The organism is Mesotoga sp. HF07.pep.5.2.highcov, from assembly GCF_003666285.1.
Classification (GTDB): domain Bacteria; phylum Thermotogota; class Thermotogae; order Petrotogales; family Kosmotogaceae; genus Mesotoga; species Mesotoga prima.
Genome location: NZ_JFHJ01000127.1, coordinates 1 through 1,189 on the forward strand (window position 1 = coordinate 1; position 1,189 = coordinate 1,189).

At 44.4% G+C, this 1,189-nt stretch carries 2 protein-coding genes; both read left to right on the forward strand.

Going from position 1 to position 1,189, the window contains the following annotated elements; translation table 11 throughout:
- The coding region (locus BG32_RS02020; protein WP_121526319.1) for a hypothetical protein at nt 1–438 on the forward strand (438 nt) is incomplete at its 5' end.
- A gap of 40 nt (nt 439–478) precedes the next feature.
- Nucleotides 479–832, forward strand: a complete 354-nt coding sequence (locus BG32_RS02025) for a VOC family protein (RefSeq protein WP_121526320.1) — start codon at nt 479–481, stop codon at nt 830–832.
- The last annotated feature ends 357 nt before the right edge of the window (nt 833–1,189 follow it).

Consider the following 1,189-nt stretch of genomic DNA (forward strand, 5'->3'; position numbering starts at 1 on the left):
GCGGAAAGAGCAATAGATGTGCTTGAAGAGAAAACCAAATATCTGCCTTTGAAGGGTAATTTAACTGTGATGGTCGACTGTGATTGCGGTGATCTGCACGATTTCTCGATAAAGATAAAAGACTCCATAAGAAAGCAGCTGATTCCTTTGCTTTACTACGTCGATCTTGATCTGAGGAGGCTTTCCAGAGTTAGCGTTGTCCTGATGATATTCGGTGTTTTAGCTATGGGGACGGCTTCACTGCTCTCCGAGCTTTCTTTCAACGCCTATGCGCTTCACGAAATACTCGTCATTGCGAGCTGGGTCTTCATATGGGCATCGGTCGAGACTTTCTTCTTCGACAGGAGAAGGCTGAAAAACAAAAAACACCGTCTTCAACGCATCTACTTTGCAGACTATGTGATTACTGATTGCCAAAGAGAAAATGACTATCACTAATACGCTGTAAAGCATTTCTAAATAAATGGGGGGAATTAAGATGGCAAAGAAAATGCCGGTTGTGTACTGGGAAATCAATGCAGTAGATGGGGAGTCGCTTTCCGAGTTCTATGAGGAAGTCTTTGATTGGGAAACGGAAGTTAGCAACACGGGATTTCATTCTTTCAAGAGTGGAGATCCCAAAGGTATAAACGGCGGCATATTCACCGGAAAAGGTGTACTTCCGACTCATAGGGCATTGTACATTGAAGTAGAAGATATTAATGAGATCATAAAGCGGGTTCAAAACCACGGCCAGGAGATACTTCAAGGCCCTTTCAAATCTGGCAACACTATTCTTGCCTTTTTCACCGATCCCGAAGGACACATGATCGGATTGATTCAAAGGGAGTGATGCTTCCTGGAGCAAAGCCCCCTCTTGGTTACGTTCAACGTCTTGACAACATCAGATAAGAGCGAGATAGAGAAAGAACGGTTGTTCCGCGCTACCATCGCAAATTCTTCGTAAAGAGCGAAGATAATAGTTCTGGTGCATCGCACCTAAGTTTCTCGTTCCTACACATCGTGTCCAGGTTCTTGGTAAGAAAGATGTAAGAGATCAGGGGAAAAAGGTTTGAAGAGCGTGCAAATCTTCTCTTCTATCCTCCTTCTTGGCACCTCTGACCAGAATCGTGCCTCCAAAAATCTCTAAGCAATCTCTAAGCGGCTTTTAAGCGGGCTCCAAGAAACGGGCCGTAGACTGAGAATGTAC